Consider the following 25,928-nt stretch of genomic DNA (forward strand, 5'->3'; position numbering starts at 1 on the left):
AAAGGGGCGATCAATTGATCGCCCGTTTCTAAGTGTGCAGATCAAAGATCAGGCGTTTTTGTACTCGGACCAGAAGTCGTTCCAGTCTTCCAGGCTTTGCTGCTGAGGGATGTCGCGGTAGTGAATGCGCCCCTCTTTGATCAGCGTGATCGGATCCTGCGGATCACCGTCCATCTGGTGTGAACGTTTTGCTTCAGCCGGGTCGGCTTCTATCAGCGCGGCACGGCCTGCCTTGGTGACACAGAAACCGGGATAGGCAGCCATTTGTGCCGATTTCACCTGACCGGCAGGGGAGAGCATGTATTTGATGAAATCCCGCGTCAGATCAGCCTTCTGGCTTCCTTTGCCTATCGAATAGCTTTCGGTGAATTGGATGCCGCCTTCTTTTGGAATGACAGACGCGACTGGCGCGCCATCCTTTTGAAGAACGCCGGTGATCCAATCGCCGATGCCACACATGGCCTGCATCTCACCGTTCTTCAGCCCGTTGAATGTACCGCCGTAGTCAAAGAAACCGCCGACCTGCTTGCGCAGACCCAGGGTGGTTTCCTGCACCGCGTCCCATTTGGCGTCATCAAGATCCCACAGAGCGGTACCATTGCCATTATACAGGCTCATCATGCCAAGGTTCGGCAGGTGCCAGTCGAAATGGCCGACCTTGCCTTCAAGCTCGGGCTTCCAGAAGCAGGAGTAGCTTTGCGCCTCCTCCTCGGAGACGGAATTCTGGTTGTAGGACACGCCGAGGTGCCCGCCGCGGACCATCATCGAATAAAGCTTGCCATCCGCCCAGTGACCAGGGAACTGCGAGAAGTCTTCATGCAGCATGTCGTCCAGCGGATAATCAGCGGCATCCAATGGCTCGATATAGCCAGCAAGATTCAGCTGCTGCACAAACTCGGCGTCCGATAGGATGATGTCATAGGTACCGGGCGGGGATTGTGCGATCAGGGCCAGCATATTGTCGCCGCCCGCATAGTACTTGGGCACGAACTTGACGTTGTTGGCGGCCTCATACTCTGCAACCACGTCGGGTTCACCGTGGCCGTACCACGCCAGCATGTTGATTTCGGTTGTGGCGGCCCAAGCGCGACCAACGAAGGGCGTGGTCAGAACCGCTGCACCGCCAGCTTTTAACAATTGGCGACGACTTGGTGCGCTCATGAATGTTTTGTTTGATGGTTTGGTCATTCTTTACTCCCAGATGTTGGCCCTTGCATCACAGAAGAGCTCTCTTCGCTTTGCTGAACCATTGCGCCCAGTTCAGATTAACTGGGAGGGTATTGCAAGGGATGCCCTTTGGGAAATTTATCGTGCGTATGCGTGCATAAATTTTCCTTATGCAACTGCCTCTTTTAGTGTCACTTCGATCTCGTTGATGATCTGATGCCCGTTCTGGGCCAAATGTGTCTGACGGTAAAACAGCCCGATGTGCAGCGGTTCAAGATCTGGCAGACCCATATCGGGTGACAGGCGGACGAGCCCATCTAACATGGTCGGCCCGGTCAGGCACGAAACGCCCATCCCGTCCAAAACGGCCTGCTGGACACTTGTAATCCCGGGACTGGAAAACGCGATTCGCCAACGACGCTTGGCCTGTTTGAGTGCGTCGGTCATTCTGTCCCGATAGACGCAGCCCTGAGGATGCGCGATCAATGGCAACTCTTCCACGTCGCAGAAGGTCTTGCCCTTTGCGGCGACCCAGACCGGTTTTTCAACCCAGTTTCGATGCAGGAATTGTTGATCTCCACCCGGGTACAGACCGACGGCGATATCCAACTCATCCCGGCGCAGGGCGTTGATCAGATTGCGTGACAAATCACAGCGGATTTCTGTGCGGAAGTCAGGGTTTTGCCTTATAATTCTCGTCAAACACGACTGCAGCATACGCACGCCATAATCTACCGGCAGGCCGACCCTAAGCGCATTGTCATTCGAAGCGGTATCAAACTGGCTCACGGCAAGATCGTTGAGACGAAGGATCTGGCGCGCGTGGTCGATCAAAGCCTGACCGCGTTCGGTAAGGGCTACACTGCGCCCCTGACGTAGGACCAAGGGCTGGCCAACTAACTCTTCCAGGCGTTTCATCTGCAAGCTAACGGCAGGTTGTGTGCGGCCCAGCAGCGCTGCCGCATGGGTATAGCTTTCGACCTCGATCACAGTGACGAAGGTACGGAGTAGCTCGGTTGGGAGGTTGATCTGCATGAACCCAATCCATTTCAATTTCATATAACTTCATTAGCAGTATAAATTTTTGTTATTCGAAAATCTAAAGTAATCTTCACCCATGAACCGAACTGATTTCCACAAACTGTTCAAGACGCCAGGTCCGGTGGTTTTGCCCGTCATCCACGTCTTGGACAGCGCCCGCACGTTGAAGAATGTCGAGGTCCTGCTAGAGGCAGGCGCGCAGGGGTGCTTCCTGATCAATCATGACTTCGAGCCGGAAAAGTTCCTGCCCATCATCCGCGACACGCGGGCAGCCTTCCCATCACTGTGGATGGCGGTGAACTTTCTTGCTGTGACAGGAAAGGTCGCCTTTCCGATACTTGGCCAGCTTCAGTCCGAAGGCTGCCAGGTGGATGCCTATTGGGCCGACGACGCTTGCATCGATGAAGATGGTGCCAACGCAGAGGCGAAAGAGATCGCAGCCGTGCGCGAGAGCAGCGGTTGGGACGGTCTTTATTTTGGCGGCACGGCGTTCAAGAAACAGCGCGCAGTCGACCCCAGCCGCTATGGCGATGCCGCCCGCGAGGCCTGCCCGTTCATGGACGTGATCACCACATCAGGTGTGGCGACCGGGCAGGAAGCCGACCTGGGCAAGATCGAAACCTTCCGCGCTGCAATTGGGGACCGCCCGATGGCGCTCGCCTCGGGGATCTCGCCTGAAAACGCGATGTCTTATGCTGACGTCGATTGCTTCATGGTGGCAACCGGCATCAATGAGCCGGGCAATTTTTATGACATCGATCCGGGCCGTTTGGCGGACCTTATGTCGATCACACGCACTCTTTCCAAAGGATCTGCAACATGACCGCACAAGACAAAGGTCCGCGCGACGGCCGCTGGTATCTCAACATCATGGCCCCCAATACCAAAGGGGATAAGTTCGCATGGCTTGATCCGACGTCGATCTATATCAACGCGCAGGCCTTCAACGATCTGCAGGATGATTTGCTGGCCGATCTGAAAGAAAGAAACGTCGAATGCGATGTGGTTGCCGGTCTGGACGCTATGGGGTTCGTGCTTGGCGCAGCTTTGGCTTCGCGCCTTGGCGTTGGCTTTCTGCCCATTCGCAAGGCTGGTAAGCTTTGCGTGGATACAGACAAAGTGTCTTTCGGCAACTACTCAGGCCGGACTCAGGACATGGAAATGCGCAAACCCGCCTTTGCCCCCGGCACGCGTGTGTTGCTGGTGGACCAGTGGGTTGAGACCGGCGGAACGATGGACGGGGCAATTCGTCTGGTTGAGCGCCAGGAAGGGACAGTCGCGGGCATGGTTGCCGTGGCCATCGAAGAAAACGAGCGCACTAACGAATATCGCAGGTCCTATCCTTGCGTGTCTGCCGTGGTGCAGGGTTCGCGCTGGCAGGCCGAATGCAACAGCCAGACCTTGTCCAGCTTCAAGACCTATACACCCGAAGCGGCGTTTCCTCAGACAATGAGGTGAAGCACGTCCCCAAAAGGCTTGCGGCAGAAAGACCCCAAACGGTCACTGTTTCTATCGGTTCAAAGGCTGCTTGGGGTTAAAATGGAAAGTGGCATGTCCCCAGCCCGTGGAAATCGGACCGCGACAGTTTCGCGGCATTGCAGCAGAATTTCCCCAATCCGACCGGTCGTACATGGGTCAATAAGCCAAAACCCAAGCCAGTGATCGAGGTTACAATACCGGTGCGAACAGACGGGCAATCGGGGCACCGATACGAATGTGCCGGGGCTGTTCAGCGAGGGTTCTGTCAAGCATCCATGCGCGATCAAAGTCCTTTTCCAGCATGGCTGCCGTCGCAGCGGCGGGGCGCGCGTCAAAGAACGCGGCCATAGCCTCAAAGTTCAACCGGAACGAGCGGTTGTCTAGGTTTGTTGTGCCGATGGCGGCAAAATCGTCGTCCACCAGAACCACTTTCTGATGCATGAAACCGGGTTTGTAGCGCCAGACCTGAACGCCGGCCGCCCGGATTTCGTCGAAATAGGCAAACGCTGCAAGCCAAGGGATTTTGTGATCTATCACTTCGGGCACCAGAATGCGGACATCGACTCCGCGCAGTGCAGCATGCTTCAGGGCCGTCAGAACATCGGTGTCAGGCACGAAATAGGGTGAGGCGATCCAAACCCGATGCTTGGCGGCACTGATGGCCGAGAAGAAGAACAGCGCACCGGTTTCCATCTCGTCCCCGGGGCCTGTCGGAACGATCATGGCCGTCATGTCTTCGGGCGCATGGGGGGCTTCCCAGTCCAGATCGTCAATGAGCACTTCGTTGGTGGCCCAGTGCCAGTCCTCAGCAAAAATCAGCTGCAATTGAGAAACAATCGGTCCCTCAAGCAAGGCATGAGTATCGCGCCAGTCGCCGAATTCCGGATCGAGGCCCAAGTATTCGTCGCCGACGTTGAAACCGCCTGTGAACCCGACCTTGCCATCGATGACAACGGTCTTTCGATGATTGCGCAGGTTGATTTGGAACCGGTTTTTGGGACCCCGGACCGATTTGGGGTCAACGACCTGCACACCGGCCTCGCGAAGACGCTCTTGATAGGCGTGTGACAGCTTGGCGCTCCCCACGGCGTCAAACATCAACCGAACCGTGACGCCTCGCGCAGCAGCGGCAATCAGGCGATCCTGCAGGCTGCACCCCAACCCGTCATCACGAAGGATGTAAAACTGAACAAGGACATAGGTTTCGGCCGCATCAATCGCGGTAAATATCGCGTCGAATGTATCTTTCCCGTCGACAAGCAAGGTCATGTTGTTGCCGCGCGCAGCGGGCAGTTCGGATATCTTTTCAAAGGCCTGAACGGGAAAAACGGGGGCGCTGGTGGGCGCATTTGCTTCTTTGAATGTCTTCACGCCCTCGATGATCTCTTCGCTATCGCGGCGCGCGATAAGATAGTGTTTGAATTTGTGATGCCCCAGGAAAAGATACATCGGAACACCAAGGTAGGGCGCGGTGATCAGGAACACGACCCATCCAACAGCGCCCTGCGAGGTCCGGGCAGATGAAATCGCGCGCCAGGCAAACCAGAGGGCGACTATTTCCAGAGCCACGAACGCCAGAACAACAATCTTTGTGTCCATCAAAGTCCCTTTCTTCAATTTCTCAAGTGTCCGGTTTCGCTGGTTCCGCAAGGATTTCCATTGGCCACCTGTTCCACTCAACTGACAGCACAATGGGCCAGTCTGCAAGATTGTTCCGGTGCAGTACCACCGTTTGGCCCCGGCAGCGCACCAGCCAACCTGGTATTCCGCCGACCGCATGATCGTGGTCACGGCACTGGTTTGAATTTTGGTAAACGCGGCCTTCAGTTGGTTGAAACGCCGATCTCACATGGTGAAATGTCTGGGTGCGCTATGCCTGCGCGACGCAAAGACCGACGGGTTTTCGCCTTCCCATTTGGTAAATGCCTCGGAAAAGCTTTGCCTGTGCGTAAACCCCAGTTTTTCTGAGGTTTCCGAAAGAGACTGCCCTGCCAACAGGTCTTGCCGCGCAATCTTGTGAAGGACAGTCCCGCGGATCTGTGCAAAGCTGGTGTTCGAAGCATTCAACTGGGCTTGCAGCGTACGGACAGGCAGACCCAGGAGAAAAGCGGCATCGGCCAACCGGAACTGGCTGGATCCGGCCGTCACGGACTGAAACTGCAATTCCGCGACGATCTTGGCCGGATCATCGACATTCAGGTCTTGGGCGTTGATCTTGTCGATGACTCCCAAGGTGATCGACGAGAACAATGGATCGGCGTTTTTCATCGGGCTGCGCAGAAGACTGTCGTCGAACTCGATTAACCCAATTGGTCCACTCTGCAGCTTGGCAGCCTCGGGTATAAGAGCCCGATAGCTGTCGTGAGCGCCAGGAAAACAGACAGCAAGGTTGGCATCCTTTTGCCAACTTGCAAGACGCAAGAGATACAGGAACAACGCGATGTAGTGTTGCATGTGCGATGTTGTTCCCGGGCGACCTTTAAAGGGGCTAACATATCTGATCTGAAAACGCCCCTTGGTCAGCCGATACGAGACCGTGTCGCCGGGCATCAGGAAGCTCAGCAAATCTTTCGAGGTGGTCAACGCATCCCACAGCGTTTCACAATGAATCACGGCCTTTCCGAATAACCCGGTCGGCGCCAGTTCAGGACTCAGCCCTGCGCGAAGGAACAGGTCAGAGCCGGATGCCATGGCCTTCATCCTGTCAAAGCACTCAAGATAATAATCGCGATCCAACAGAAACTCTGGATTCCGTAGATGTGCGGAACCAATCAAGTCCTTTCGGATTTTGCGTGAATTGCGTGGCTGGTCCAGCAACAAAAGTTCCAGCGGAGCTCTCATCAGGGCGGCCTTGATGCCAGAACCCGGGTCCGGGGTCGGAAAAAAATGTTCGCCTTGCGTGTTTTCCGACAAATGACTCACTCCGGCATTCTAGCGTTGGCTGTCACGCGCCCGGTTCCATGTGACTCAAGGTGCGTCTTTTTATCATCGAAGACCAACGAAAACAACGAACTGAGTATGCTAACTGCTGGGAGATACAAATTGAATAGACCTAGATTGTTGAAAAGGCTGTCGTTTGCCGTGGGGGCGTTCGTCGTCTCTTTGGCCGCACCTAGCCTTTCCTTCGCCCAAGACAAACCGAACATCCTGGTGATCTGGGGTGATGACATCGGCCAGTCCAACATCTCGGCTTACACAAGGGGTCTGATGGGGTACGAAACGCCCAACATCGACCGGATTGCCGATGAAGGTCTGATGTTCACGGACTATTACGGCGAACAGTCCTGCACTGCTGGCCGTTCGTCGTACATCATGGGGCAGTCAGTGTATCGGTCAGGCCTGTCCAAAGTTGGCCTTCCCGGTGCTGATCTTGGCATGAAAGTCGAGGATCCGACGATTGCAGGCCTTCTGAAGGCCGAAGGCTATGCCACTGGACAGTTCGGGAAAAACCACCTTGGCGATCAGGACAGCATGTTGCCCACGAACCACGGGTTCGATGAGTTTTTCGGCAACCTTTATCACCTGAACGCAGAAGAAGAGCCTGAAAACCGCGACTATCCCGGCGACGCTGTTTTGGCGGACGGGCAAACGTTTCGTGAAGCCTTTGGGCCGCGCGGTGTGATCAAGTCTTCGGCTGACGGAAGCGTTGAAGACACCGGCCCGCTGACCAAGAAACGAATGGAGACCGTTGACGATGAGACCATCGCGGCCGCCATCGACTTCATCAAACGCGCCGATGAACAGGACAAGCCGTTCTATGTCTGGTGGAACGGAACGCGCATGCATTTCCGCACGCATGTGAAGGACTCGCTCACCGGTATCTCTGGTCAGGATGAATATGGCGACGGCATGGTCGAACATGACATGCATGTCGGGCAGCTTCTGGATTTGCTGGATGAGTTGGGCATCGCGGATAATACCCTCGTGCATTATTCAACCGACAACGGCCCGCACAAGAATACGTGGCCCGATGCTGGCACCAACCCATTCTACAGTGAAAAGAACACAAACTGGGAAGGCGGCTGGCGTGTGCCATCGCTGGTTCGTTGGCCCGGCAAAATCGAAGCCGACAGTGTTTCGAACGAAATCATGCATCACATGGACTGGCTGCCGACATTCCTGGCTGCTGCTGGCAACGATAACATCAAGGAACAGCTGAAAGCAGGCGGTGTTCAGGCCATTGGCCGCGAATACAAGGTCCATCTTGATGGCTATAACTTCCTGCCACATTTGCTGGGTGAAGCCGAAGAAGGCCCCCGTCATGAAATCTTCTATTTCGCAGATACCGGCGAACTGACGGCGCTGCGCTATGACGACTGGAAGCTTATCTTCCTTGAGCAGAAAGCCGTTTCCACACTGCGGGCGTGGATCGAACCCTGGACCCCACTGCGGGTTCCTTTGATCACCAACCTGCGGCGCGACCCGTTCGAACAGGCCCACCTGACATCCAACACTTACTATGACTGGATGATCGACCGGATTTACTTCCTGGTGCCCGCCCAGAAATACGTGGCCCAGTTCCTGTCAACCTTCCAGGAATTCCCACCTCGGCAGAAGCCGGCCAGCTTCTCGATCGATCAGGTGATGGAGCTGATGACGGCGAACAACGGCAGCAAGTAACTCAGGGCCTTAGACCCGTGCAAAAAAGCAGTGCCGAGTTTGTGAAAATCGCGGCGCTGCCACCTTTTGATCTTCGAAATCCAACCAAGGAAAACCTTAGATGTCCAATCTCGTAATCATATTGTTCGAAGGCCGTCATACTGCTGATGAGGCACTGCTACGCGTCGCTAAAATGGATGCCGACTGGGAAGCCGATATCAATGACTTTATCGTTGTCACCCGGGATTCTGACGGAGAAATTCGCGTCAAGAACTCCGACGCGCTGGCCGCGACCGGAATGGTTGGCGGTGCGTCGTTGGGATCTCTGACCGGCATGATGATCGGTGCGCTGGTCGGCAACCCTGCTGCCGGCCTTTTGATCGGTGCCGCTGCCGGGTCCGGAATGGGGACGCTGGCCGGTGCACTGGACCAGGCCGACGAAGAAGACGCCCTGGCAGCAAGACTTGGGGCCAAGCTGACGCAAGACAGTTCTGCCTTGGCGATGATTGGCTGGACCAACCGGCCGACAAAGCTGCTGGGTGAACTGGAAGGCATGAAAGGCGAAGTCATAGAGACGTCGTTGTCGGTTAGCGATGAAAAAGAGCTGCGTGCAGCCCTCTCCGCAGGCTGATCCCGCGCTTTGGCCTCTCGGCAACCAATGTGCTTGGTTGCCGAGAGTCCGTCCTTGAAGCTTTGATTTTGTCGGGTACGTCCATGATGCAACTGCCCTGCCGAACGGCGACGCAACCTTTGTGATCGTCAATGTCGCAGGGGTCATCAACATCGGCGAAAAGCTGATTGCCCTGCCTGTCGCAGCGTTCGAGATCAGCGCCGACGGTGATCTGGTGCTGCCGAATGCGACCAAGGGCAACCTGAAAAGCCTGCCACGTTTTCGCTGCGCCAAAAACTGAGCGCTTGCGTCAATCTGAAATGGAGAAACTATGGAAAAGTTCATTGCAGTCGTATTCGATTCCGAAGACGCCGCCTACAAAGGCGAAACCGCGTTACGAGATCTGCATCGGAATGGCGAACTGGCAGTCTATGCCGCCGCTGTGATTGGTAAAGATCAGGATGGAAAGGTCGACGTCAAAAAATTCGATGACGAAGGCCCTATCGGCACCGCATTTGGTCTAATTTTGGGCGGCATAGTCGGCGTTCTTGCCGGACCAATCGCTGTCGCCTCGGGGGCTGCCCTCGCCGGATCGGCGGCTGCCGCATCGGTCGCTGCGACTGGCATGGCGGCGGGCTCTCTGACCGGAGGCTCGCTCGGTATGGTTCGCGATCTCTGGGTTGCCGGCATCGACTCGGACATGCTGGATCAAGTCAGCCTGGAACTTCTTCCCGGTAAATCCTGTCTTGTCGCATCTGTCGACGAAGTCTGGACGACTCCGCTTGATACGAAGATGACCGATGCCGGTGGTATGGTTTTCCGTAAACTGCGGGTAGATGCCATAGACGAGCAATACGAGGCCGATATGGCCGAATTTGATCGGGAGATTGCTGAACTCAAAGAAGAGTTGAAACAATCTTCGGACGAAACCAAAGCCGCAATCCACGGCAAGATCGAGGCCGCGAAAGCAAAAGTCGCCGAGAACCGGGACAAGATCAAAGCCCGGATGGACGAACTGGATCGTGAAACGAATGCGCGGCTTGCCGCCATTGACGAACAGATCACGACAGCAGCCGCACAAACCAAGGAAAAGTTCGAAAAGCGAAAGGCTGAAATCCAGGCGGACTACAAGGACCGCAAGGCCAAGCTCGATGCATCAATGGCGATGGCCAAAGACGCCTTGACCTGATCCCAAGTCGCCGGAGGCTGATGTAACACACACTTGCGCCGCCTTGGTTTCGGCGCAAGCCTGTGCAGGAATAAATATGCAAAACTGGTCAGCTGGCCGCCGCCGGCAACCGTATTTGAAACAACGTGATTGTCGGATATCCGGCGATTGAAAGAGGAATGAACATGGTGGGTGTTAACGGAGATGTGCAGAACCGGTGGGGTTGGTTTCTTGGGGTCGGGATCTTGATGATAATCGGGGGGCTCGGTGCTTTCATTGCACCATTCATGGTTTCTTTGGTAGTCGAAGTGATTGTCGGCGCGTTCTTTGCGATTGGCGGCGTTGTGATGTTGATTCAGGTTTTCACAACCAATGACGGCTGGAACGCCCGGGTGACCTATTTGATCCTTGGGCTTTTCAACACGGTTGCTGGCGTGATGCTGCTGTTTCGCCCGCTGGAAGGCCTGATGGCGCTGACCTTGGTCATGATCGTCGCCGTTTTCGTCAGCGGTTTGATACGGATCGCGGTCGGTGTCATGGCACGCCCTGAGCCGGGGTCCGGATGGGTCATTTTCGGCGGAGGGCTTTCAGTTCTGGTCTCGCTCTATCTGATGACGCTCTATCCCGAAGTCAGCGTTGTTCTGGTGGGTGTCATGGTAGGTGTCTCGCTGATTGGCGAAGGCGCCGGGTACATCCGGTTGGCCTATGGTTTGAAAAACAATGTATCGGTCGCAATCTGAGCATCGGCTTTGCAGGCTGATAATCTTTGGGGCTGCCCGATTGGGCCGCCCCATTTGCGTCAGGGTGTGACCAACGCGGCCTGCGAGCAGGTCGAGGCAGGCTGTGGTGATGATCTGGTTGCAGCCGGTACGGGCCAAAGCCCGGTGATGGTGGCGCATTACACCTGTCTGACGTCAGCGCTTATGGATCCAAATAGGTCGATTTGATAACAAAGGGTCTGTTGCTCATCGTAGCCACCGAGGAGTGGACGATGAGAACGACAACGAAGAGCCCCGGCAAGAAGATCGTCCAAGACATTAAGCGGGCGCACCACTGCCCGACAGTTGATACGCAGTATCAATGAGAGGGGCGCAAACAGTATTCAGCTGAAGAGAAGTTCCGGATTGATCTGGATGGCTTGCGTGGCGAGGACAATGAGACCTTGTCGGCCATTGGTCCGAGGACAATGGTCGAATGCCGAATTGTGCCGCCCGCTGCCCGACAGGGTCATGCCATGCATGATCCCGAGAGGGGTGAGGGAATTTCCCAAGGCGTTTACTACAAATGGTCAAAGGACTTCATGGAAGCCGGAAAGAAGCGGTTGGCGGGGGACACCGCACGTGCAGCGACGATGGACGAAGTCAAGAACCTGCGCAGTGAGGCCCGTGATCTGAAGGAGGTTGTGGCGGAGCAAACGCTGGAAATGCGCCTTCTCAAAAAAGCATAATCGACGATGGGGACGCCCAAGAATGAGATATTCCGCATCAGAGAAGTTGGAGATCATCCGGCTGATCGAAGGATCGCATCTGTCAGCGCGTCAAACATTGGCTAAGCTGGGCATTTCTATCACAAGGACAGTTCAAACATCCGAATGAGGCTCACGCAACCAAACCACGTCTGGGCCATCTCTGATCCTCCCTTTCCTAATCATAGGGGCGGACCACTTCAAAGGGGGAGGCTCAATCGGTGCGAAGGGCTTGCCGAACCTGAGAAACCGGTTGACCGTCTTGACCGCGAACCAATCCTTGGAATCGTTTCGGAACCCGCTTGACCCAATAAAACCGCCCCCGATCTAAAATCACGCCCATGCTGCTCTTTCAAATATCACTTAGTCTAAGTTCTCCAATCACGGTGCAATCCCGCACCCAGCACATCAGTTTGAATTCAGAAATTGCGCACATGTTGCGGGATGTGTTGCGGAAAATGTTGCGGGATTGACGGCGCACGTCAACCCTTGATTGCGTCATCTGTCTGTTTTTACTTGAGGAAAATCTTCGGCCGCAGGCCCGGAAGGTTCCAAAGTGGAGGCGAGTACCGGAATCGAACCGGTGTACACGGATTTGCAATCCGCTGCGTCACCACTCCGCCAACTCGCCGCCAGATGGTGCGATTGAGGCTCTAGCCGATCTGTCGCACCGCTGCAAGGGCCGCAAGCGACGATTTCGCGCCGGTGGACGTTGCCGGGGCCGATGGGATGTGGCAAAAGCGCAGGAACAGACTGAACAAGTGAGTTTAGGCATGACTGATTTCGCAGCCCGGCGCCGTATTATGGTCGACACCCAGATCCGACCGTCCGACGTTACTAAATACCCGATCATCGATGCTTTCCTGAGCGTACCGCGCGAGACATTCGTGCCGGATGCGCAGCGCGAAGCGGCCTATGCCGGCGAGGATCTGGATCTGGGCAGTGGTCGCGTAATGCTGGAGCCGCGCACATTGGCCAAGATTCTGGATGCGCTGAACATTCAGGATGACGAACTGGTGCTCGATGTCGGCTGTGGGCTGGGGTATTCCTCGGCTATCGCGGCGCAGATGGCTCAGGCGGTGATCGCGGTCGAGGAAGACGAGGCCATGGCGGCGGACGCGCAATCGCTTTTGGCGGATGCGGGGGCCGATAATGCGGTGTTGCATCAGGGACCTTTGACCGGCGGTGCCGCCGAACATGGCCCATATGATGTCATCCTGGTGCAGGGTGGCGTAGGGGAACTGCCGGAAAAACTGAAAAATCAGTTGAAAGATGGCGGCCGGATGGCATGTATTTTCATGGACGGTGCTTTGGGTGAAGTTCGGATGGCGCGCAAATCGGGGGACTCTCTGACATGGCGCTTTGCCTTCAATGCGGCGGCGCCGGTTCTACCGGGGTTCGAAAAGCAGGCCGCCTTCGCCCTTTGATCTGTCCCGAACTGTCCGTGTCCGGGCAGGCGGAGCCATGAGTTAACCTTTCATGCGCCGTCTGGGCGCCGGAGATGTAAGGATGCGCAGAATGCTGAAAGCCGGGTTTTTCAAACCTGCCCTTGTTGCGGTGGCGCTGGCCATCTCTGCAGGCGGTGCCCAAAAGGCCGAGGCCGACAATCTGGCCGATGCTTTGATCGGGGCCTACAATACATCAGGCCTTTTAGAGCAGAACCGGGCGTTGCTGCGTGCTGCCGACGAAGATGTTGCCATTGCACTGGCCCGGCTACGTCCGGTTGTGACCTGGACAGGCAGCATTGCCCGGGATCTGACCCGGACATCGGGCCTGACGGTATCGACCACCGGATCAACATACTTCTTCAACCTTCTTTCCGCTGACTGGTTGGTCTATGACGGCGGAGTGTCGAAGTTGAACAAGCAGGCGGCTCAGGAAACTGTTCTGGCCACCCGCCAGACGCTGATTGCGATCGAACAACAGATCCTGTTTCGTGCCGTTGCCGCCTATATGAATGTGCTGCTGTTTACCGAAAACGTCTCGCTGCGCGAAAACAACGTGCGTGTGCTGCAGGAAGAATTGCGGGCTTCGCAAGATCGGTTCGAAGTCGGCGAAGTGACCCGCACCGATGTTGCGCTGGCCGAATCCCGTCTGGCAGCGGCCCGCAGCAGTCTGGCTGAGGCACGCGGTCTTCTGGTATCGGGGCAGGCCGAATACACCAACGCTGTCGGGCACGCGCCAGGTACGCTTGCAGGGGCACCTCCGTTGCCGGCACGCCCCGCGTCCATCGCGGAAGCACAGGCCATCGCAGCACGCACGCATCCGTCTATTCTGGCCGGCCAGCATCAGGTCAGCGCCGCAGAACTTGGTGTCATGGCAGCCAAGCGTAGCTTTGGCCCCAGCGCCACTCTTAGCGCAGATGCGGACCTGACCGAGTTTTCAGGCTCGAATGCCTACGGGCGCGGCACGGGTATATCGCTCAATTTCTCGCAGACGATTTACCAGGGGGGCGGGTTGTCGGCCGTCTATCGTAAATCCATTGCGACCCGCGATTCGATCCGCGCCAATCTCCTGACGGTGCAGCGGGATGTTGACCAGGCTGTCGCCAATGCATTCGTCCGGTTTGAAACGGCCCGGGCCAGCCTTGTCGCAACCGCAGAACAGGTCCGCGCGGCGCAAGTGGCGTTTGACGGCATTCGGGAAGAGGCGACACTGGGCGCCCGGACAACGCTGGATGTTTTGACGGCCGAGCAGGATTTGCTTGATGCTCTGACCTCGCAGATTTCTGCCAAGGCCGAGGAATCGACCGCCGCGTATCAGCTTGTGTCGGCACAAGGCTTGCTAACGGCCGAACGCCTGGGGCTGGCGGTTCAGATCTATGACCCGACGCTCTATTACAACCTGGTCAAGACCGCGCCGACCTATACCAGTAAACGGGGGCGCGATCTGGACCGTGTCCTTAAAGCACTGGGAAAGCAGTGATCATTCTCTGTATCGGTTGAGAAAAGCACTGAAACCGGCTAGCCTTGGCGGCGAGGTCAGAGCGAAAGTCACGTATGTCAGATCCTGTAACGAATATTGAGATTGAAGATGTTCTGTCTTCAATCCGTCGGTTGGTCAGCGAAGATACACGTTTTGACCGTGGTCCTGCGCCGGAAACCGAAGCGAAAAAGCCTGCAAAACTTGTACTGACACCGGCTCAACGGGTTCCTGAACAGAATGCCGAGGTCGACGACACTGAAGCTGGCGATGGCTACGCGCTTGCAGAGGATGATCTGAACGAAGCGCCGTGGCGCGATCCTGATGCAACCCTCTATGACGCCGCCAGTGTCACGACCGAAGACGAATCATATGCTGACGAGTCTTCCGAAGAAGAAGTGACGCTTGATGAAAACCTTTCGCTGGACGACTGGGATCCAAGCGAAGATGCTTCAACCGCGCATGTTTATACGCTTCAGGACATGATCGTGGACGATCAGGCGGCGTTGTCTGATGACGAAGAAGACATTGATGCCGACGTTGAGGTTGATGAGGTTGAAGTTGAAGAGGTTGAGTTCGCGGACGAACAATCTGCGCCCGAAAGCCTCGAATATCTAAACGACGACGCCCCGGAAAATGACATCATCGAACATGCTGACGTCGTCGAATATGACGATGAAGACATTGATGAGTATGAAGACCACGACGAATTTGAAGAACACGATGACCTTGAAGTCCAAGACGACCTGGAAGAGCAAGTCGGCGAAATGCCTCAGGACGCGCCTTTGCAGGACACCTCGCATTCTGAACGTGTGGCCGCGCTCAGCGATAAAATCAAGGCATTGGAATCTGCAATCGGCCGCTCGCACGACCAGTGGGAATCGGACGGGACCGATGACTCCGAAAACTTTGAAGCGCCCACTGCCCGTGCAATGCCTTGGAGCGATCACAGCGCTGCCGAGCCCAACGTTGATGCAATAGAGCCAGACGCCGAAAATGTGGATGTCATTGCCGCGGATGAGGCCGTTCTGGACGAAGAAATGTTGCGTGAACTGGTGTCTGACATCGTGCGCGAAGAACTGCAGGGCGCTTTGGGCGAACGCATCACCCGCAATGTACGCAAGCTGGTCCGGCGTGAAATACACCGGGCCCTGACGGCTCAGGAGCTCGACTGATCCGGTAAGGCCGGGACAGCGGCAAGCGCCAACAGCTGCTCCAGATCCAGATGTCGTTCCAGATGATCGGCCAGCGCGTCTAGCGTGGTGTCGACGCTGGCCTCATAGGCCAAGTCCGATCCGTGGCCCAACCCGGCCAGATAGCTGGCCCTGAAGTCGTCTGATGCGAACAGACCGTGCAGGTAGCTGCCTCTGACCCGCCCACTGGCAGAGGCTGCACCTTCAACGGCACCGTCAACCGACAACCATCCCCGCGCGCAATCCGGGCCTGTGGTCCGCCCCATGTGGATCTCATAGCCAGACACCGGTTCGCCCCCGGGCAGCGCGGTCGCTGCACGCTGAATCACCTGCTTGTCCGCCGACATCACGGTCGTTACATCCAGCAGCCCCAACGCCATGTCAGACCCGGCGGCGCCATCAACCCCATACGGGTCTTCGATCCTGCGCCCCAGCATCTGGTATCCGCCGCACAGTCCCATGACATGCCCACCCCGGCGCACATGCGCCTGAAGATCAATGTCCCACCCCTGGGATCGCAAAAATGCCAGATCAGCCCGTGTGGATTTGCTGCCGGGGATCAGCACCAGATCTGCGTCGCCGGGCAATGTGCGCCCCGGGGCCACAATATCCAATGTCACAGCGGGTTCTGCGGCCAGCGGATCGAGGTCATCGAAGTTTGCCATGCGTGGCAAATGAGGAACGGCGACCTTGCAGGCCCCGCCGTTGCGCGATGCGATGTCCATCATGTCTTCGGCAGGCAGTTTCCAGGCGTCGGAGAACCATGGGATCACACCCAGGCAAGGCCATCCTGTCCGTCGCGCGATGTCGTCGCGACCTTCGTCAAACAGGCTTAGATCGCCCCGAAACCGGTTAATCGCAAATCCGGCAATGCACGACAGGTCAACCGGTTCCAAAACCGCCTTTGTGCCCACGATCTGCGCAATCACACCGCCCCGGTCGATGTCCCCAACCAGCACGACAGGCACCCCTGCGGCGCAAGCAAAGCCCATGTTGGCGATGTCACCGCGGCGCAAGTTGGTTTCGGCCGGGCTGCCCGCCCCTTCGATCACAACAAGATCGGCATCCGCACACAGCCGTGCAAAGCTTTCCAGCACAGGCTTAAGCAACGACCCCTTTTTGCGCTGATATCGTCCGGCTTCTTGCGTGGCGACACGACGCCCCTGAACGATTAGCTGCGCACCGGTTTCGCTTTCCGGCTTCAGCAGGACCGGGTTCATATCGCTGATCGGCACACGCCCGGCAGCCCGCGCCTGAAGCGCCTGCGCACGTCCGATTTCTCCACCATCCTCTGTGACGGCGGCATTGTTCGACATGTTCTGCGGCTTGAACGGCGCGACGCGAAGGCCACGGCGGGTAAACGCACGGGCCAGACCGGCAACCAGCAAAGACTTTCCGACATTGCTGCCGGTGCCTTGAACCATGATAGCACGGACCATGTACGCCCCTCGCGTGAGGCCAAGAAAAACGCGCCCTGAATCGGGCGCGTCTTTGCAATTGTCCTAAGACAGGATCAGGCGGCTTCAGCCTGCTGAGCGGCGTTGCGGCGCTCACTTTCTTCGCGTGACAGCGCTACCGAGGTGCGCACACCGCGGCCAACAAAATCCATCAGGCCCGACACAACGCGCTCGTTCGGGTCGATCCCGGCGCAGGTCAAAACCTCACGCCCATCACGAGAGCGCGCCCAGCGGGCGATTTGTTCAGGACCATTGCCGTATTTCTTGTCATCGGCGATGGCATCATCCAGCGCGGCCAGCACAACGGCCGCAAACAGTTTACGCGCACGGTTACCTTGTTCGTTGTTAAAGGCCGTTCCGTCAACGAAATCTCTCATCTCGCTTCCCTTATTGTTCTTGCTCTTGCGTTTTCCGGCGTGACGGTCCTTATGGCGCATTGCCATCGATTCGGATACACTAATATTGCATACCTTTGTTGCAAATTTTGCATAGCTCAAGGTTTGCGCATACGAGATATCGTTGTCTTGCCAGGGTGGAGCCTGCCAGATATAGGGTTCCAAAGCTGCGCATCAACCATCCGTGAGAGATTTGTAACATGCCCAAGATCAACGGTAACGAAATCCGCCCCGGCAATGTTCTGGAACATAATGACGGTCTGTGGGCCGCCGTGAAGGTCGATCACGTCAAACCGGGCAAGGGCGGCGCCTTTGCTCAGGTCGAGTTGCGCAACCTGCGCAACGGATCGAAACTGAACGAACGCTTCCGCAGTGCGGACAAAGTTGAGCGCGTCCGGCTGGAACAGAAGGACATGCAGTTCCTGTACGAATCCGACGGGATGTTGGTGTTCATGGACACGGAAACCTATGATCAGGTGGAATTGCCGACCGAGATCCTGGGCGACCGTCGCCCGTTTTTGCAGGACGGCATGACAATTCATGTCGAATTTTATGACACCGAGGCCCTGAACGCGACGGTGCCGCAGAAAGTGACCTGCAAGATCGTCGAGACCGAGCCTGTGGTCAAAGGACAGACAGCCGCGAATTCGTTCAAACCGGCGATCCTGGACAATGGCGTCAAGGTCATGGTGCCGCCCTTTGTCGGGCAGGACGAAGACATCGTGGTGAACACCGAAACCATGGAATATTCCGAACGCGCCTGATCCGGGCCTCGGACTTCATACCAGATAACGTGGCGTTGCGCCCGTGCGGACATAGCCGCGCGGGCGCAACGGATTTGGCCGCTTTGTGCGTGGTCTGCGCACGGTCGGGTGAGGATTGTACATCTGTGACATATCGCGGGATTCGGGGGTGATTTCGTACGATTTGTACGAGGGCAAATTCAGTTACGCAGGCGTTCGCCCGGGTTTCGGGCTGTTAACCGGTTTCCGTCAGGGTGTCGCGACCGCGCAGGAGACCGCCATGCCCGACCCTGATCCTGATCTTGAGCTGAGCGTCGCCGCGCTGCGCACCCAGTTGGCCGACGCGCTGGACACGGTGCTGTTTGATGGCGCGCGGATCCGGATCACCCGACGGGGGAGGCTGGTGGCGGTGCTGACCCCGCCCAGCGACCTCGCAAGGCTGCGCGAGGGTGATGCGGTACGGGACCTGGATGCCAGACTGGACCACGCCCGGTTGCTGGAGAAATGGGAGCAGATCCGTCGTGAAGCCGATCACGACCGGAGGGTGGAGGAGGAGCAGCGAGACAGTATTGTCATCCGGATGGAGTGATCGAGAGCGATCTGAAACATTTCCGGCTTTGACCGCATTCAATTCGGTTTGAAAGCTGAAATGAGTCTAAGACGGCCCTTGCGTCCGGTATGCGGGACGAAGCGGACCATGGAGTAACTGCGCTTTATGTACGTCTGTGAACGAATGCCCAAATCACGGCCGAGAACAGAAACCAACACGAAGCCATGGCGACTATGGGGGGAGCCAGAACTGCTGCGCAGACGAACCATATCGAACCTTGGAGGATGCCGAACCACATCCCAGAGCCAAATATGAAAAGAACCCAGAGGAAAGCCACCATCCCAGAGATGGTAGCAACGAACTGCATCAGTTCGCGCGTCTCCGGCGCAGATTTATTTCCACCTACGAATGCGATAGCCGTGAAAATGGGAGCAAAGAAAAACGGAAGAATTACCAAGGATACTTGCATAACAACGCCCATCCAACCCAACCGCGCCAGAGGAACTCCCCTTGGCATATCTAGTAAGGCATGTATCAAGCTGGAAAGACCTACAGAAATCGCAACTCCCAGCGGAAGCAGCAAAAAATAGTAGACGACGTATTTTCTCATTTGCGGCACTCCTTCGTCTACATGCTGAACTCAAAATCGTGCAATAGTGTGGCCACATTGGGCTCGGAGCCGCCGTTCAGTGTCTCGTCTTTCAGGGAGGGGAAGTCGTTAGGATTGATAGGGCCGACACGGCTGTATTTGTTCCGGCGCTGATTGCCTATCCGGTTGGAAACAGGCCGCGCAGGAGTTCGAATTTGACGCGGTTTGCGCTGACCTGGCGGTAGTATGCGATCAGGAAGGCGGTTGGCCCCTGAATGCGGGTGAGGCCCATAGTGGCGGCCACCACCGTGCCGACATCGGTGCGCCCTTTCAGCACCAGCCAGCCGCCGAGCATCAGCACCAATACTGTTCCAATGCCATTGATAACGCTTAACAAAAACTTGCTGGACAGTTTCCAGATAAACATCGTGCGGCGGGTGTCATAGATGTGATCGAAGGCCTCCAGAATCTCGCGCTCGGCGTCGGAGATGCTTTTGGCTGTCATCGTATCGGTCGAGCGGCGCAGGATGCGCACGCGCTCGGCGACCAGAGTGTTGACCTTGCGTTGGGACACCAGAACGATGACGACTTGCGGGATGATCAGCGCGACGGCAATCGTGCCGAGGCCGGGTTGGGTCGAGGCGATGAACCCGATCACGCTGATCAGCGTGCCGATCTGCACAACGGGATCCGAAAACGCGCCGCCTGCGAATTTGCCGACATCTTCGGCCTCGGCGGAGACGGCTGTCGAGAGGGTTCCGACCGGGACCTGTGCATCGCCCGAGGCGGTTGCGGTGATCAGGCGGGCGCGGAGCAGGCGGATCACGTCTTCGCCCAGAATGCCGGATCGGTATCCCATCACCCATTTCAGCGCGAGGCTGAGCAGGATGACCCCCATCATGCCGGCACCCAGCATGAAGAGCCGGGTTTGATCGATGTCGCCTTTGGTCAGAAGGTTGATGATTTCCTTGTGAAACCCCAGCGGGGCGGCGGCCAATGCCGCGATGCAGACGGACAGCACGATCAGGACGATCTGTCGGCGACCACTGACCCGCCAGATGGCGGCATAGAGTTCCAGCACGATACTTCCTCGCAGGGTGACGAAATCCGCGGGATGGTGGCGTGGAAAGGCGGCTAACTCAACCGCTTAATCGGGGGCAGGCACCAGGTCGGACAGCACGCGGACCCGCATGCCGGGGCGCAGTTGGCCGTCGGGATTTGGCAGTTCGGCCCAGATTGTGAGGGTTCCGGTCACCGGGTTGACGACAGCGTCGACATTGCTTGGACGGGTTCTGTGGGGGTGCGTCCAGCTCTCGGTGATTTTCACGGTCAGGGTGACGCTGGACAGAAGGCTTTCGGGGAACGGCAACTCGGTAAGGCCAAGGGATTCGACCCGGTCGATGTAGGGCACTTCGTAGGACAGGCGGACGGGGTCGAGCTGCATGATCGTCGCCAGCGGGCCATTACCGACCTTGACGTAAGATCCGACTTTGACGGACGGTGCGCTGATCACGCCCGAGATCGGAGCCCGGATATCGGTGCGGGCCAGATCCATCTGCGCCGCTTTGACCCGGGCGCGGGTTTCGGCCCGTACGGCGTCGGCCATGGCCTGGGCGACTTCGGCTTTCAGGACCTGCACACCGGTGGCCGAGCCCCGGCTTTGCAGTCTTTGCATCCGCTCGAAGTCGCGGGCTGCGGATTTCAGGGTGGCTTCGGCGCGCAGAAGAAAGGCGACTTCGGTTTCGACAGCCAGTTCGAACCCGGCTTTGTCCAGGGTAAACAGCAGATCCCCCGGCGTGACGTATTCTCCGGGAGAAAAATGAATAGCTGTGACCGTGGCGGCCACGGCGTTGGACACTTCCGACTGATTGAGCGCTTCGATCCGACCGGGAAATTCGACCGTATCGTCCGCCGCCAGGGCGGGCGCAGTCAGTGTCAACAGCAAGCAAGTACATAGAAATCGGAACACGACGTCCCCCATGGCCACGATGTTTTGCCATCATGCCATGACTGAGACAGTTTTCCAGATGTTTTGATCAGTCCAAACGCAGGGTGGCTGATCCGGCCTGCATGTCGCCCTTGGCCCGGTCAAACCGCAGATAGGCAATGGCGCGGTCCTTGGATTGCGTGAATAGAACGCCTGCGGGTTTGCCGCCGGATGTAATTTCGGTCCCGACAGGGGCACTGCCGTCGATTTTAACTGTCCGCAGGCCTTTGCGCAGATCGGTTTTGTGTTTCATCCGGGCGGTGACCTCTTGCCCGACATAGCAGCCTTTGCGGAAGTCGACGCCGTTCAAAGCTTCGTACCCGGCTTCAAGGATATAGGTGTCCGGGGTCAGTTCGATCCCGGTTTCGGGGATGCAGTAACGTACGCGAATGGCATCCCAGTCGGTGCCATCATCGGCTTCGTCCGCCTGTGTATAGGTCCGCCAGCCCATGTCCGGGTGACGCGGGTCGGGCAGGGCGCCATCGGGGGCAGGGCCGGTGCCGCGTTGCAGGTTCAGCCCGGACGGGGCGATTTGTACATCGGCGCGCAGCTTGTACATGCCAAGGCGGCGGGTCAGATCATCCCCCAGAGAGTCAGTCACGTCCAGCAGGATGCCATCGCCGTCGCGCTTCAGAAAGAAGTCCGCGATGTATTTGCCCTGTGGCGTCAAGAGGGCGGCATAGACCAGTCCGTCGTCCAGTCGGGCAATGTCGTTTGTCACCAGACCTTGCAGAAAAGTATCGGTGTCCGAGCCGGTCAGACGCAGAATTCGGCGCGCAGTCATGAGGGATTCCTTGCATTCTTTGTCCTGTGATATAGGGATATGCCCCGAAAAGAACAGAGGAACGCGCGCGGTGACGGCCAAGATCAGTATTATCATCCCCACGCTGAATGCGGAGGGGAACCTGCCGCAATGCCTGACGGCCCTGATCGAGGGGCTTCCGGCCGGATTGATCCGCGAAGTGATTGTCAGCGACGGCGGGTCAACCGATGCAACCCGCAAGATCGCCGATGCCACCGGTGCCGATGTCGTGACAGGTCCGGCGTCACGCGGCGGACAGTTGCGACGCGGCGCGGCGGCGGCGCGGGGGCAGTGGCTGATGGTGCTGCACGCCGATACGGTGCTGGATCCGGGATGGTCTCAGGTGGTCGGGGGCCATCTGGACATGCCCGATGCCGGCCCGGCCTTCTTTCAGTTGTCGTTTAGGGCCACCGGGCTGATGCCAGCCTGGGTGGCGGGCTGGGCCAATCTGCGCGCCCGGGTGTTCGGGTTGCCCTATGGCGATCAGGGATTGCTGCTGCGCACGACCGATTATCACAAGGCAGGCGGGTATCCCGATCAGCCGCTGATGGAGGACGTGGCGCTGGTCAGGGCGTTGAAAAAGCCGCTGACACCGCTGCCGGTGCGGGCCGTGACATCGCCGGAACGGTATCAGAAATCGGGCTGGTTGCGGCGGGGCGCACACAATTTGTGGACGCTGGCGCGTTATTTCGCCGGGACCGATCCCAAGGACCTAGCACAGGCCTATCGCCGCTGATCAGAGGCCGAACAGGCCCAGCACGTTGCGCCGGAACCACGACGGCTGACGTTCAGCTGTTTGCGGATCATGCGGAAGAAGTGCCGCTGCCCCTGCAGGGTCGATGACGGTTTTGCCGTCCCGGAATTGCAGGTGATAAAGATCTGCATAGATCCCGCCGCGGGCGAGAAGCTCTTCGTGGGTGCCGTGATCGACGGCAACGCCACGGTCCATCACGACGATACTGTCGGCGTTGCGGATGGTGGACAGGCGGTGGGCGATCACGATGGTTGTGCGGCCTCCTGAGAGCCTGTCCAGAGCTTCCTGCACAACCTTTTCGGACTGTGCGTCCAGCGCGCTGGTGGCTTCGTCCAGCAACAGGATCGGCGTGTCGCGCAACAGGGCGCGGGCAATCACGACGCGCTGGCGCTGACCGCCGGACAGGGCCGAGCCGCGCGGGCCAACCAATGTGTCCAGCCCGTCTGTCAGTTTGGGCAGGAAATCGGCGACATGCGACGCCTCAAGCACCGGTTGCAGGTCTTCGTCGCTGACATCTGTGCGGCCCAACAGAATGTTTTCGCGCAGGGTTTCGTCAAACAGCAGCGCTTCCTGACTGACCACCGAGAACATATCGCGCAGGGCGTTCAGATCCATATCGCCGACCTGGATGTCACCGACAGTGACACTGCCGTCTTGCGGATCGACAAGGCGCGTCAGCAGGTTGAACACGGTCGATTTCCCGGCGCCGGACGCGCCGACGAGGGCGGTGGTTTTACCGGCTTGGGCGGTGAGCGTCAGACCATGCAGGATCTGCGCATCACCATAGCTGAGGTTGACGTTGTCCAGCGCGACCGTGGGCAGACCGGTGGGGGGCGCAACCGGATTTTCCGGGCTGACCAGTTTGATCGGCGCGTCCATCAGATCTTTCAGACGTTCCAGCGCGGCTGCGGCGGCCTGCCAGCTGCCGCTGATCGACGCGAGACGACGCATCGGGTCAAACGCGAGGCCGATCGCAGTGAAGAAGCTCATGAACTGGCCGACGGTTTTTTCGCCCGAAATGATTTCAGAGCCGCCATACAGCAGGACGCCCATAAACCCGAGCCCGGCCATGATATCGATCAGTCCGGTGATCGAGGCGGTACCAAAGATTGCGCGGATTTCAGAGCGCACGAAGCTGTTCATATGCCCGTCGAAGCGTTTGACCTGATATTCTTCCAGGCTGTTCAGCTTGACCGGCACGATACCGTGAAAGATTTCGTCAAGTCGCGTGGCAAGGGTCGCGCCCAGATCGCGGGCCTCGGAGGCGCGGCGGCGGACATATTTCTGGGCCATCGCGATGGGGGCCAGCATCAGGGGAACGCCGAACAGCATGACGGCCGTCCAGGCCCAGTCAACATTGACGGCAACGCCCAGCAAGACAACCAGAGAGACCAGATCGCGGCCCGCGCCGGTGATGATCATCTGCCAGACCTGATTGACGGCCCCGACATCTGACTGAATCCGCTGGATCAGAAAGCCCGGCGGGTGTGTCTGGTGAAAGGACGTGTCCTGCTTGATCATCCGGCTGAGCAGATCCACCCGCAAATGCGCGGATGTCGATTGCGAGATCCGGGCCAGCAAGACCTTTTGCACGACCCCGGCGATGCCGCGCACCGAAAAGATGACCAGAAACGCGATGCTGACCCACCCGAGCGCACCGGTGTTGCCTTTGACAAACACCTCGTCAAACATCGGTTCCATCATATAGCTGACGGCACCGACCATCGAGCCTTCGAGCAGCATGAAGAAGAACGCGACCAGCAGCAGGCCGATACGCTGGTGCAGGTAATCCTTCCACAGCCAGCCCAAAAGCTCGCGCGAGGAATAATGCGGTGTGCTGTTCATACCGGTCGGGTCCCGCAATCGGGCTGTGATGGGTGATGTGTCATGTGCGCGCCATTTAAGCAGGTGCCCGCGTCGGCGCAAGGGACGCTGACGTTTGGTCCTGCCCGCCTTGACGATCCGCATGGGGTGGCCAAACTGCGCGCAAACAGATGTCCAAGGGGGGCGCCCGCATGACCAATACTTTGTTTCAGCCTGTGTCGGGGTTTGATCTGCCGCGCTTTGCCGGGGTGCCGACGTTCATGCGGCTGCCGCATATCGCGATGGATGATGACCGGTTGCCTCAGGTCGACATCGGGCTGATCGGGGTGCCGTGGGACAGCGGCACAACCAACCGGCCCGGTCCGCGCCATGGCCCGCGCCAGCTGCGCGATATGTCGACCATGATCCGGGCGCAGCACGCGGTGACCGGCACCCGGCCGTTCGAGCTGGTCAATTGCGCCGATCTGGGCGATGTGCCGCCCAACCCGGCGGATCTGCAGATGAGCATGGGGCGGATCACGGACGCCATTGCTCAGGTTCTGGCGGCGGGCGTGGTGCCGCTGGTGGCCGGGGGCGATCATTTGTGCAGCCTGCCGGTTCTGCGCGCCGTGGCAGCGGAGGCGCCTGTCGGCCTGATCCATTTCGACAGTCATACAGACCTGTTCGACAGTTACTTCGGCGGCACACGGTACACACATGGCACGCCGTTCCGCCGCGCGGTTGAGGAAGGCTTGCTGGACCCCAGGCGCAGCGTTCAGGTGGGTATTCGTGGCACCGCGTATGACACTGAAGATCGTGATTTTGCCGCAAGTGTGGGCATCCGCATCATTCCGATCGAAGAGGTGTTTGATCGCGGAATTCCCGATGTGATGGCCGAGGTGCGCGCCATCGCAGGGGCGGGGCCAAGCTATCTGACCTATGATATCGATTTTATCGACCCGGCCTTTGCGCCCGGAACGGGCACGCCCGAGGTCGGCGGGCCGAATTCGTATCAGGCGTTGCAAGTGGTGCGGGAACTGCGGGGGATGAACATCGTGGGGGCTGATCTGGTCGAGGTGTCGCCGCCATTTGATGCCTCGGGTGGTACGGCTTATCTGGGTGCGTCGATCATGTTTGAGATGCTGTGCATCCTGGCGGAACGTGTCGCGGCAGACAAAGCGTAATCCGATTGACGGCCCCGCGC

The 25,928-nt window shown here is 58.0% G+C and carries 26 protein-coding genes, 1 tRNA gene and 1 pseudogene; 16 read left to right on the forward strand and 12 right to left on the reverse strand.

Translation table 11 applies throughout. The annotated features are described in order from the left end of the window. Positions 1–48: 48 nt before the first annotated feature. Positions 49–1,188 carry a polyamine ABC transporter substrate-binding protein gene (locus FOY56_RS17725; protein WP_186766378.1) on the reverse strand — a complete coding sequence of 380 codons (1,140 nt, stop codon included), beginning with the start codon at positions 1,186–1,188 and terminating at the stop codon, positions 49–51. 147 nt (positions 1,189–1,335) lie between these two features. Continuing rightward, entirely contained in the window at positions 1,336–2,202 is an 867-nt protein-coding gene (locus FOY56_RS17730) for a LysR substrate-binding domain-containing protein (protein ID WP_146347220.1), read from the reverse strand. Between the two features lie 82 nt (positions 2,203–2,284). Here FOY56_RS17730 and FOY56_RS17735 point away from each other — a divergent pair, with 82 nt between their 5' ends. Further along, positions 2,285–3,031 carry a BtpA/SgcQ family protein gene (locus tag FOY56_RS17735; protein ID WP_146347221.1) on the forward strand — a complete coding sequence of 249 codons (747 nt, stop codon included), beginning with the start codon at positions 2,285–2,287 and terminating at the stop codon, positions 3,029–3,031. After that, on the forward strand, positions 3,028–3,666 hold the full coding sequence (locus tag FOY56_RS17740) for a phosphoribosyltransferase family protein (protein WP_146347223.1): 639 nt from the start codon (positions 3,028–3,030) through the stop codon (positions 3,664–3,666). The genes FOY56_RS17735 and FOY56_RS17740 overlap by 4 nt, the downstream gene beginning before the upstream one ends. 210 nt (positions 3,667–3,876) lie before the next feature. Here FOY56_RS17740 and cls read toward each other — a convergent pair whose 3' ends face one another. Next, a complete protein-coding gene (gene cls, locus FOY56_RS17745; protein WP_146347225.1) occupies positions 3,877–5,286 on the reverse strand; it encodes a cardiolipin synthase in 1,410 nt (469 codons plus the stop codon). Between the two features lie 246 nt (positions 5,287–5,532). Continuing rightward, positions 5,533–6,378: a helix-turn-helix domain-containing protein gene (locus FOY56_RS17750; protein ID WP_186766379.1), complete on the reverse strand. Its 846-nt coding sequence runs from the start codon at positions 6,376–6,378 to the stop codon at positions 5,533–5,535. Positions 6,379–6,768: 390 nt separating this feature from the next. Between FOY56_RS17750 and FOY56_RS17755 the strand changes: the two genes are divergently transcribed. The 7 genes and pseudogenes from FOY56_RS17755 to FOY56_RS24140 form a co-directional block, all read left to right on the forward strand. Beyond that, entirely contained in the window at positions 6,769–8,307 is a 1,539-nt protein-coding gene (locus FOY56_RS17755; RefSeq protein ID WP_246139526.1) for an arylsulfatase, read from the forward strand. A gap of 100 nt (positions 8,308–8,407) precedes the next feature. Continuing rightward, positions 8,408–8,917: a DUF1269 domain-containing protein gene (locus FOY56_RS17760; protein ID WP_146347231.1), complete on the forward strand. Its 510-nt coding sequence runs from the start codon at positions 8,408–8,410 to the stop codon at positions 8,915–8,917. Between the two features lie 121 nt (positions 8,918–9,038). Next, positions 9,039–9,197 (forward strand): hypothetical protein, encoded by a 159-nt coding sequence (locus FOY56_RS23645; protein WP_186766380.1) that lies wholly within the window; start codon positions 9,039–9,041, stop codon positions 9,195–9,197. A gap of 30 nt (positions 9,198–9,227) precedes the next feature. After that, complete coding sequence (locus tag FOY56_RS17765) at positions 9,228–10,085, forward strand: DUF1269 domain-containing protein (RefSeq protein ID WP_146347233.1); 858 nt, start codon at positions 9,228–9,230, stop codon at positions 10,083–10,085. A gap of 227 nt (positions 10,086–10,312) precedes the next feature. Then, positions 10,313–10,804 (forward strand): HdeD family acid-resistance protein, encoded by a 492-nt coding sequence (locus FOY56_RS17770; RefSeq protein WP_281288843.1) that lies wholly within the window; start codon positions 10,313–10,315, stop codon positions 10,802–10,804. A 9-nt stretch (positions 10,805–10,813) separates the two neighbouring features. Beyond that, on the forward strand, positions 10,814–11,011 hold the full coding sequence (locus FOY56_RS17775) for a hypothetical protein (protein WP_146347236.1): 198 nt from the start codon (positions 10,814–10,816) through the stop codon (positions 11,009–11,011). Positions 11,012–11,313: 302 nt separating this feature from the next. Then, a pseudogene (locus FOY56_RS24140) lies at positions 11,314–11,626 on the forward strand (IS3 family transposase); the annotation flags it as partial. Positions 11,627–12,086: 460 nt separating this feature from the next. Here FOY56_RS24140 and FOY56_RS17785 read toward each other — a convergent pair. Beyond that, a tRNA-Cys gene (locus FOY56_RS17785) sits at positions 12,087–12,160 on the reverse strand. 142 nt (positions 12,161–12,302) lie between these two features. On the opposite strand from FOY56_RS17785, the gene FOY56_RS17790 reads away from it, so the two are divergent. The 3 genes from FOY56_RS17790 (at position 12,303) to FOY56_RS17800 (ending at position 15,626) form a co-directional block, all read left to right on the forward strand. Next, a complete protein-coding gene (locus tag FOY56_RS17790) occupies positions 12,303–12,956 on the forward strand; it encodes a protein-L-isoaspartate O-methyltransferase family protein (protein ID WP_146347240.1) in 654 nt (217 codons plus the stop codon). An 82-nt stretch (positions 12,957–13,038) separates the two neighbouring features. After that, on the forward strand, positions 13,039–14,454 hold the full coding sequence (locus FOY56_RS17795; protein WP_146347242.1) for a TolC family outer membrane protein: 1,416 nt from the start codon (positions 13,039–13,041) through the stop codon (positions 14,452–14,454). A gap of 74 nt (positions 14,455–14,528) precedes the next feature. Then, positions 14,529–15,626: a hypothetical protein gene (locus FOY56_RS17800; RefSeq protein WP_146347244.1), complete on the forward strand. Its 1,098-nt coding sequence runs from the start codon at positions 14,529–14,531 to the stop codon at positions 15,624–15,626. Here FOY56_RS17800 and FOY56_RS17805 read toward each other — a convergent pair. Together FOY56_RS17805 and FOY56_RS17810 are read right to left on the reverse strand one after the other, a co-directional pair. Continuing rightward, the gene (locus FOY56_RS17805) at positions 15,611–17,083 is read right to left on the reverse strand and encodes a cobyric acid synthase (protein ID WP_146347246.1); all 1,473 of its coding nucleotides are present in this window, start codon (positions 17,081–17,083) and stop codon (positions 15,611–15,613) included. The genes FOY56_RS17800 and FOY56_RS17805 overlap by 16 nt on opposite strands. A 74-nt stretch (positions 17,084–17,157) precedes the next feature. Beyond that, complete coding sequence (locus tag FOY56_RS17810; RefSeq protein ID WP_146347248.1) at positions 17,158–17,478, reverse strand: DUF6280 family protein; 321 nt, start codon at positions 17,476–17,478, stop codon at positions 17,158–17,160. 218 nt (positions 17,479–17,696) lie between these two features. On the opposite strand from FOY56_RS17810, the gene efp reads away from it, so the two are divergent. Both efp and FOY56_RS17820 read left to right on the forward strand, forming a co-directional pair. Then, on the forward strand, positions 17,697–18,260 hold the full coding sequence (efp, locus tag FOY56_RS17815; protein ID WP_146347249.1) for an elongation factor P: 564 nt from the start codon (positions 17,697–17,699) through the stop codon (positions 18,258–18,260). A 259-nt stretch (positions 18,261–18,519) separates the two neighbouring features. Continuing rightward, on the forward strand, positions 18,520–18,828 hold the full coding sequence (locus tag FOY56_RS17820; protein WP_146347251.1) for a type II toxin-antitoxin system prevent-host-death family antitoxin: 309 nt from the start codon (positions 18,520–18,522) through the stop codon (positions 18,826–18,828). A gap of 124 nt (positions 18,829–18,952) precedes the next feature. On the opposite strand, the gene FOY56_RS17825 is transcribed toward FOY56_RS17820, so the two are convergent. The 4 genes from FOY56_RS17825 to ygfZ form a co-directional block, all read right to left on the reverse strand. Next, complete coding sequence (locus tag FOY56_RS17825; RefSeq protein WP_146347253.1) at positions 18,953–19,399, reverse strand: hypothetical protein; 447 nt, start codon at positions 19,397–19,399, stop codon at positions 18,953–18,955. A gap of 157 nt (positions 19,400–19,556) precedes the next feature. Then, complete coding sequence (locus FOY56_RS17830; RefSeq protein ID WP_146347254.1) at positions 19,557–20,459, reverse strand: ABC transporter transmembrane domain-containing protein; 903 nt, start codon at positions 20,457–20,459, stop codon at positions 19,557–19,559. Between the two features lie 66 nt (positions 20,460–20,525). Further along, positions 20,526–21,347 (reverse strand): efflux RND transporter periplasmic adaptor subunit, encoded by an 822-nt coding sequence (locus FOY56_RS17835; protein ID WP_222435008.1) that lies wholly within the window; start codon positions 21,345–21,347, stop codon positions 20,526–20,528. A gap of 67 nt (positions 21,348–21,414) precedes the next feature. Continuing rightward, positions 21,415–22,149 carry a CAF17-like 4Fe-4S cluster assembly/insertion protein YgfZ gene (ygfZ, locus tag FOY56_RS17840; RefSeq protein WP_146347258.1) on the reverse strand — a complete coding sequence of 245 codons (735 nt, stop codon included), beginning with the start codon at positions 22,147–22,149 and terminating at the stop codon, positions 21,415–21,417. A 70-nt stretch (positions 22,150–22,219) separates the two neighbouring features. On the opposite strand from ygfZ, the gene FOY56_RS17845 reads away from it, so the two are divergent. Continuing rightward, entirely contained in the window at positions 22,220–22,903 is a 684-nt protein-coding gene (locus FOY56_RS17845; RefSeq protein ID WP_146347259.1) for a TIGR04283 family arsenosugar biosynthesis glycosyltransferase, read from the forward strand. On the opposite strand, the gene FOY56_RS17850 is transcribed toward FOY56_RS17845, so the two are convergent. Then, the gene (locus FOY56_RS17850) at positions 22,904–24,766 is read right to left on the reverse strand and encodes an ABC transporter ATP-binding protein (RefSeq protein ID WP_146347261.1); all 1,863 of its coding nucleotides are present in this window, start codon (positions 24,764–24,766) and stop codon (positions 22,904–22,906) included. It lies immediately after the preceding gene. 170 nt (positions 24,767–24,936) lie between these two features. Between FOY56_RS17850 and speB the strand changes: the two genes are divergently transcribed. Continuing rightward, on the forward strand, positions 24,937–25,908 hold the full coding sequence (speB, locus tag FOY56_RS17855) for an agmatinase (RefSeq protein ID WP_146347263.1): 972 nt from the start codon (positions 24,937–24,939) through the stop codon (positions 25,906–25,908). The last annotated feature ends 20 nt before the right edge of the window (positions 25,909–25,928 follow it).

It is taken from the genome of Falsiphaeobacter marinintestinus (genome assembly GCF_007923355.1).
Lineage (GTDB): Bacteria > Pseudomonadota > Alphaproteobacteria > Rhodobacterales > Rhodobacteraceae > Phaeobacter_A > Phaeobacter_A marinintestinus.

Bases quoted from the DNA above. Each gene is read 5' to 3' on its own strand.
- FOY56_RS17725 (WP_186766378.1), bottom strand. From the start codon at position 1,188: ATGACCAAACCATCAAACAAAACATTCATGAGCGCACCAAGTCGTCGC.
- FOY56_RS17730 (WP_146347220.1), bottom strand. From the start codon at position 2,202: ATGCAGATCAACCTCCCAACCGAGCTACTCCGTACCTTCGTCACTGTG.
- FOY56_RS17735 (WP_146347221.1), top strand. From the start codon at position 2,285: ATGAACCGAACTGATTTCCACAAACTGTTCAAGACGCCAGGTCCGGTG.
- FOY56_RS17740 (WP_146347223.1), top strand. From the start codon at position 3,028: ATGACCGCACAAGACAAAGGTCCGCGCGACGGCCGCTGGTATCTCAAC.
- cls (WP_146347225.1), bottom strand. From the start codon at position 5,286: ATGGACACAAAGATTGTTGTTCTGGCGTTCGTGGCTCTGGAAATAGTC.
- FOY56_RS17750 (WP_186766379.1), bottom strand. From the start codon at position 6,378: ATGGCATCCGGCTCTGACCTGTTCCTTCGCGCAGGGCTGAGTCCTGAA.
- FOY56_RS17760 (WP_146347231.1), top strand. From the start codon at position 8,408: ATGTCCAATCTCGTAATCATATTGTTCGAAGGCCGTCATACTGCTGAT.
- FOY56_RS17765 (WP_146347233.1), top strand. From the start codon at position 9,228: ATGGAAAAGTTCATTGCAGTCGTATTCGATTCCGAAGACGCCGCCTAC.
- FOY56_RS17770 (WP_281288843.1), top strand. From the start codon at position 10,313: ATGATAATCGGGGGGCTCGGTGCTTTCATTGCACCATTCATGGTTTCT.
- FOY56_RS17790 (WP_146347240.1), top strand. From the start codon at position 12,303: ATGACTGATTTCGCAGCCCGGCGCCGTATTATGGTCGACACCCAGATC.
- FOY56_RS17795 (WP_146347242.1), top strand. From the start codon at position 13,039: ATGCGCAGAATGCTGAAAGCCGGGTTTTTCAAACCTGCCCTTGTTGCG.
- FOY56_RS17800 (WP_146347244.1), top strand. From the start codon at position 14,529: ATGTCAGATCCTGTAACGAATATTGAGATTGAAGATGTTCTGTCTTCA.
- FOY56_RS17805 (WP_146347246.1), bottom strand. From the start codon at position 17,083: ATGGTCCGTGCTATCATGGTTCAAGGCACCGGCAGCAATGTCGGAAAG.
- FOY56_RS17810 (WP_146347248.1), bottom strand. From the start codon at position 17,478: ATGAGAGATTTCGTTGACGGAACGGCCTTTAACAACGAACAAGGTAAC.
- efp (WP_146347249.1), top strand. From the start codon at position 17,697: ATGCCCAAGATCAACGGTAACGAAATCCGCCCCGGCAATGTTCTGGAA.
- FOY56_RS17820 (WP_146347251.1), top strand. From the start codon at position 18,520: ATGCCCGACCCTGATCCTGATCTTGAGCTGAGCGTCGCCGCGCTGCGC.
- FOY56_RS17825 (WP_146347253.1), bottom strand. From the start codon at position 19,399: ATGAGAAAATACGTCGTCTACTATTTTTTGCTGCTTCCGCTGGGAGTT.
- ygfZ (WP_146347258.1), bottom strand. From the start codon at position 22,149: ATGACTGCGCGCCGAATTCTGCGTCTGACCGGCTCGGACACCGATACT.
- FOY56_RS17850 (WP_146347261.1), bottom strand. From the start codon at position 24,766: ATGAACAGCACACCGCATTATTCCTCGCGCGAGCTTTTGGGCTGGCTG.
- speB (WP_146347263.1), top strand. From the start codon at position 24,937: ATGACCAATACTTTGTTTCAGCCTGTGTCGGGGTTTGATCTGCCGCGC.